The sequence below is a fragment of the Roseibium sp. genome, from assembly GCF_025698965.1.
GTDB lineage: Bacteria > Pseudomonadota > Alphaproteobacteria > Rhizobiales > Stappiaceae > Roseibium.
Window position 1 is genome coordinate 1 of record NZ_JAILWL010000402.1, and the last position, 6,101, is coordinate 6,101.

Below are 6,101 nucleotides of genomic sequence, written 5' to 3' on the forward strand. Positions count from 1 at the left end.
GACCATCGGTCAGTTGATCGCGTTCAACATGTTTGCAAGCCATGTGAACGGCCCCATCCTGAGACTGGCCCAATTGTGGCGCGATTTTCAGGAAGCCCGGATTTCTGTCGACCGTCTCGGCGACATCCTAAATTGCCCGACCGAACTTGGATCAGACGCCCCCACGGTCAACCTGCCTGCTGCCAAGGGCGGGATAAGCTTTCAAAATGTGTCTTTCCGCTATGCGCAGGACGAGCCAGAAGTGCTCAGCGACGTAAGCTTTGAAATTCAACCTGGACAGAGCATAGGACTTGTTGGCGCATCAGGATCCGGCAAAAGCACTCTGACCAAGCTCGTACAGCGTTTGTATACTCCAGAACGAGGCCGGGTCCTGATCGATGGGACCGATCTGTCACTTGTCGATCCCTCATGGTTGCGCTCGCAAATCGGAGTCGTTCTTCAGGACAACATTCTGTTCAACCGCTCCGTTCAGGCGAATATCGCGCTTGGCAATCCCACAATGCCGATGTCCAAAGTGATTGAAGTGTCCGACCTTGCCGCTGCGCATGAGTTCATCGTCAAGCTTCCGCGGGGCTATGAGACCATTATTGAGGAACGAGGCATGAATCTTTCAGGCGGTCAGCGTCAACGTATTGCCATTGCCCGGGCGCTCGCGCTTGACCCTCCAATTCTTATCTTCGATGAGGCAACTTCGGCTCTTGACTATTATTCGGAACGGCAAATTCGAAAGAACATGCGGAAATTCGGAAAAGACCGCACCGTTTTGTTGGTCGCGCACAGGTTGAGCACTGTTCGAAACGCGGATCGAATCTTGGTTTTTGACCGCGGCCGAATTGTAGAGCAAGGCACTCACAATGAGCTGGTAAACCAGTGCGGGCTCTATGCTGGTCTAGTTGCGGAGCAGGCAGGGTGAAACATTTTCGAATTGCTCTGCCGTCATCTGTCACTCGGCGGCAATCTGAACAAGACCGGGACACGGCTCATACTTCGCAGCATTCAGCCGCATCTCACCCTTCTTTGCCCAGGCCTGATCCTCATGTGATGTCTGCTGCGAAACGAGAGGAAGCGCCGATTGTTCAACGGCAGCGTTCAAGGGACAGCTACGAATTCATGCCCGCCTTGCTGGAGGTGATGGACCGTCCAGCCTCTCCCGCCGGGCGACTACTCGTCTATATCATCGCCACTTTTTTCACCGTACTGGTGGTCTGGGCGATGCTTGGGCGGGTAGATATTGTCGCTGTCGCCTCCGGTACGATTCGACCTATTGGCGGAGCAGTTCCGGTGCAGGCCAGAATATCAGGCACAATCGCGCGGATTTCAGTCCAAGAAGGCGACCAGGTTCAGGAAGGGGATATCCTCTTCACCATGGACGAGCGGGAGATAGTTACACGTCAAGGCCAAATCGAGGAGCGCTTAATGCGCCACGCCATGACTGCACGCATCAATGCGCGTTTGTTGGAGTTGCTGGGGGCGCCGATTGAGAACAGGTTGGCGGACTTCATTCTTCCACCCAGGCTCGACAGTTTACTCGAAACGCAGGCTCAGGCACGATTTGCCGCTCACCAGGCCGAGATCGACAAACTCACGGTCGAGATTGGTGAGCTTGAGACACGACTGGAAGTCACCCGCGATGCGGTGGAGAAGCGTAGATTTACTCTACCGGTTTACCGCGTGCACGAGGCCAATCTAGCTGCTCTGGCGGAGAGGGGTTTGGTACGTCGGGCCCAATTCTTGGAAGTTCAAATTGCACTGCACCAACAAGAAGAAGTCTTCTTGGAAAAGCAAGGGGATCTCGTCAATATACAGGCGCAGATCAAAACCCTCGTCGCTACTCGAGAGGCTCGTCGACAGGGCGCGCGCTATACGGCGGTGGAAGCTTTGCTGGAGGCGCAGCAGGCTGGTTCAATAGCACTCCTGGAACGGGAGCAGCTTGCCACTTCAGCTGAGCGATCAATAGTGCGTGCGGTTCGATCGGGTACCGTGTCTGAAATCGGTGTTTCCATGGGAGCAACCGTTGCGCAGGCGGGCGTAGCCGTGATGTCATTGCTACCCGACGACAACTTGATCGTCGAGGCACGTCTACCCAGTCGCGATATTGGCTTTGTAACCGAGGGGATGAGTGTTGCGGTGAAGGTTGATGCCTACCCTTTTACTCGTTTCGGTCATATCGAGGGGACAATCACAGCAATAAGTCCCGACAGCACTATGTTGGAGGGAGAGCGTCAGCCGGCCTATACAGTCGACATCTCACTGGAGGCTAATTCGCTTGAAGTCGAGGGAAATACCTATCCCATCACCAGCGGCATGCAGGTTGCCGTCGACATTCGAACGGGTGATCGCGTGATCCTGGATTATTTCCTTTCACCAATTCGCGCATCGGTCTCAGAAACATTGCGCGAGCGTTAGGTATGTTAGATGGCAGTTATTCCGACTTTTGTGGCCAGACTGTATTCAGCATGGATCGATGTCGTTGTGTTGACATGCAGGGATAGATTTATCCGAGGTGAGTTGCTGGGTACGTTTGAGTGAAAACAACCAGCGTGCCTGCGATCAGCTGCGGTGGAGGGGCGTATCTGAGTTAGGCGCGAGGCTGTATGTTCCCTGCCTAGAGGCTGACTTCGAAGCAGTGAACGGGTTGTTCCTTCACCGTTGCAGCCGCTGCAGGAGGCGCCCGCAACCACTCTGTCGGCCAGATTGCTGTCAATTCCCAATTCCGCGATAGGTGCCTCGATTTCTCCGAATGGGACGCTGTCTGACAGGGAGAACGTTGTCTCCGGATCCACCTCTCCGGATGTCGTCCAGGTGGAACTTCCACCAGTAACGGTTACGCTGCCACTATCGGCAGAAGCAGATCCCATAATCGTGTCACCGGAGCTGGTCACTATTCTGCGCGCATCGATGTCAAGAGCGTTATGATCAACCGCAAGGACACCGTTCAAAGCAACAGCGAATTGCTAATCTGGCATTATCGATGGCTCTGTTGCAATTTTTGAATTTGGACAACTCTCGGCCTGTACCGACACTCCGGTTCAAGTTTTGACATCCTGAAGATAGTTTTCGAGCATAGTCACTGCCTCGGAGAGGGTACAAGGACCGATGCCAAATGTCCTTTCGACTATGCGGGCCTCACTAAGGGCATCGTTTGAGAAGTTGAAGATGTCTACCTGAGCTCTGCTCGGCACGCATGACCTCAAAGCCCTTGATCGTCGTGAAGGCCGATTTCGGGGTCTTGAAGCCGCCGTGCGGGCCTGATCAGCTGTTTCAGCTTGCCGTGGTCGGCTTCAACAACATCGTTGTTAAGATACCTGACCTGTCAATGCTCGTTTGTTGCGGGGCATTTGCCTTCCGATTTCAACTCTTAAATGGCCGCGCGATAAGCCGTCGCCTTGTTTGTATTGATCGTGAGGGGCCCCGGCGCTTCCAGCGCTCTCAAGGCTTTCCCCGGAATTCGCTTCGCTGTTCCCGGTGGGCGAGAGGTAGAAATCAATTGTGTTGCCTAATTTGTGTACGGCCCGATAGAAATACGTCCATTTCCGGCGGAGCTTGACGTAGGTTTCATCGACCCGCCAACGGCATGGGACCGGACGGCGCCATGGCAAGCGCAGCCGTTTTTCCATCTCAGGAGCATAGGTTCGAACCCATCGGTGGTCGTGGATGATCAACTCGTACACTGCGCTCGGCGATTATCTGTTAAAAATCCCGGTAGTTGATTCGATACCGGCAATACCAGCGAACCGCCCACAACACGACCTTGCTGCTGAAATGACGGCCTTTGAGTGCACTCATGAAATCAACTGCCCACTCTGAAAATACGCTTCTCCCACCATGGACAATAAATTGCAAAAAAGAACCCTATTCTGAATGACTGGCAACTCCAGTTCCTGAAAGCAAATTACCACCCACCTGATGTAAATTCACAGGATGCGATAGAGCGTCTCATCTTTCTTGACCACATGATGCATCAGCACCGCTCCGACGTGCAGGGCAAACAATACAAGCAGAATCCAGGCACTCCATTCATGGACGGCGCTTAGATCCCTGGCAATGTCTGGCGACTTTCCAATTGGACTCCAAACATTGATCAATCCAAACCAGTTGAGAGGAAAACCGTGGGCATTGGTCGCCAGAAAGCCGGATACCGGCATGATAATGAGAAAACCATACAAAAGGCCATGCACGCAACCAGCTGCCAAACGTAAGATCGCCGGTCCCTCTGCCGGCAATTTCTTCGAAAAAAGTTTATTCCCGACACGAACCAGCATGAGCCACAATACAATAAAGCCGATGCCCTCATGCAGTATATAAAACTCCGGCAAGACTGCCTGCTTTACATAGCCAATCATCAATCCGAGTGGCCAAGTTAGGAGAACAAACAAAGCAATAGACCAGTGCAAAAGGCGGGTTGCTGTGTCATAGCGCGAATATAACGGTGTTGAGCTGATACATTTGGCCATCTCTGTTCCCATATTTTAACAAGGAAATACCGCCTGTGACCGAAAGACAGCGGCTTGTTTCCGACGCCGGTGTCGACCCTGATCCAGTCCCCAAAATCAACTTCTCGGCATTACACGCTCTTTTGCACGTTGTATTCTGCCTTACCCTTTAATACTTTCTGAAAGGCAGAAAACCGGCTCACGCCAGTTATAATGGATCTATCAACGCGGCTCGATCAATAGACATACGCCTCTATTTAACTTGATCAAAACTATCACGCCTATTGGATCTATTTTCTAATGGTACCGGTTGAGCGCACTGTTTCACAACGTCCAACTAGATGCCTCCTAGGCGTTCTTCAGCACGTGCTTTACCCGTCTGGAAATGCTCAGCATCTCTTCAATATCGGGGCAACGTCGACCATGGGACTTTCTTGTCGAACTACCGTATGGCCGCCGTATGAGATAATCTGTAAGTCCACGTGCCTCAAATTTCATCGAACTGCCTTAACTATACCGGGCTTCAGCCTTGGCTGTGCGCGGCAGGTCAGATCGATTTCGAGCGTCAACGGCAGTGCGGATGCTATCTCCATCCAGTTGACTGATTTCAAACGTATTTGCCATATCGATTTCAGATTTTAAATCTCATTGGCAAAAGCGCCTTAAGTCGGAACACTAACTGCAATTGGCCAAATCGGGACCTTGCAGGAAAAGGCAACAAATTCTCAGAAGTACCCAATAGCCACATAGCGAACGCCTCGAGATTGATGGCCGACACCCGCCAATTCTTTGGTGAGCTAAAATTAGCTTAAACAAGAACAAATTCGCTTAATTGAGCGCACCCGGAAATTACCACACAGTAATAATCGGATAATAATTACCCTTGGAATAACGTCGTTGTTGCAAACGCGAAATTCATCTTGGTTGGTTCATTTAGGGGATACGTTGTGAGTACTCACATTTTTACTAACGCCTTGCGCCTTAAATTCCTCATGAAATCTAAACCGAACAATCTTGTCCAGGCAAAATCTCATTACATCTATGACGAAGACTTGATTTGCTTTGATTCCATTAAGTCTAACCAGTCTGGTTTCTGTCTATTTGAGTAGGGACAATTTCCCCAGTTTAACTTCCATACTCACGGCAATCACTGTGGAGGCTCAAACCTATACCAATATTGATACTGCACAATGTATGCGACCAATACGTATCGCGCAGGGTTGATTGCGCTGCTGTTTCCGAATTGAACGTGAGAGGCAAGCCTCTGGAAGATTTCGCTCATCTCCAGCCTGTGCATTTTTTCCGGAGTGTTGTGATTCAAATACTTGGCAGATGGTATCGAAACGCAAAAAAATGAGAGATTTCGGTCGACCTTGAGGTATCCGTCGACTGTCCGCAGAGAGGACCTGTTAAGTGACCAATCACCGCGCTCTAGACTTCATCACCCGTTTCCTGGTTCTGGTTGTCGTGCTTATTTTTGGGGCCCTGGGTACACTTCTCAATACAACTTCTGGTGCCGTATCAGGCTCGATTTCGGGCACCTACAACCTCTCACCCGGGAAAATTGATACTCAGTTCACAGTCCGTGTCCTTGGGGGGCGGGCGATCATGGGCAAGTTTAGTCAAATATCTGGAAAGATGGTTCTTGACCAGAACAGGCCGGAAAAG

General features: G+C 51.3%; 3 protein-coding genes and 2 pseudogenes. 3 read left to right on the plus strand and 2 right to left on the minus strand.

Going from position 1 to position 6,101, the window contains the following annotated elements:
- On the plus strand, window positions 1-913 hold a 913-nt coding region (locus K5905_RS25155), incomplete at its 5' end, for a peptidase domain-containing ABC transporter (protein WP_297589234.1).
- A gap of 128 nt (window positions 914-1,041) precedes the next feature.
- Complete coding sequence (locus K5905_RS25160) at window positions 1,042-2,406, plus strand: HlyD family type I secretion periplasmic adaptor subunit (RefSeq protein WP_297589239.1); 1,365 nt, start codon at window positions 1,042-1,044, stop codon at window positions 2,404-2,406.
- Between the two features lie 623 nt (window positions 2,407-3,029).
- On the opposite strand, the pseudogene K5905_RS25165 reads toward K5905_RS25160, so the two are convergent.
- A pseudogene (locus tag K5905_RS25165) lies at window positions 3,030-3,786 on the minus strand (IS6 family transposase).
- Between the two features lie 128 nt (window positions 3,787-3,914).
- Window positions 3,915-4,454 (minus strand): cytochrome b, encoded by a 540-nt coding sequence (locus K5905_RS25170; RefSeq protein WP_297589242.1) that lies wholly within the window; start codon window positions 4,452-4,454, stop codon window positions 3,915-3,917.
- Between the two features lie 1,392 nt (window positions 4,455-5,846).
- On the opposite strand from K5905_RS25170, the pseudogene K5905_RS25175 reads away from it, so the two are divergent.
- Window positions 5,847-6,101: pseudogene (locus tag K5905_RS25175) on the plus strand (polyisoprenoid-binding protein); the annotation flags it as partial.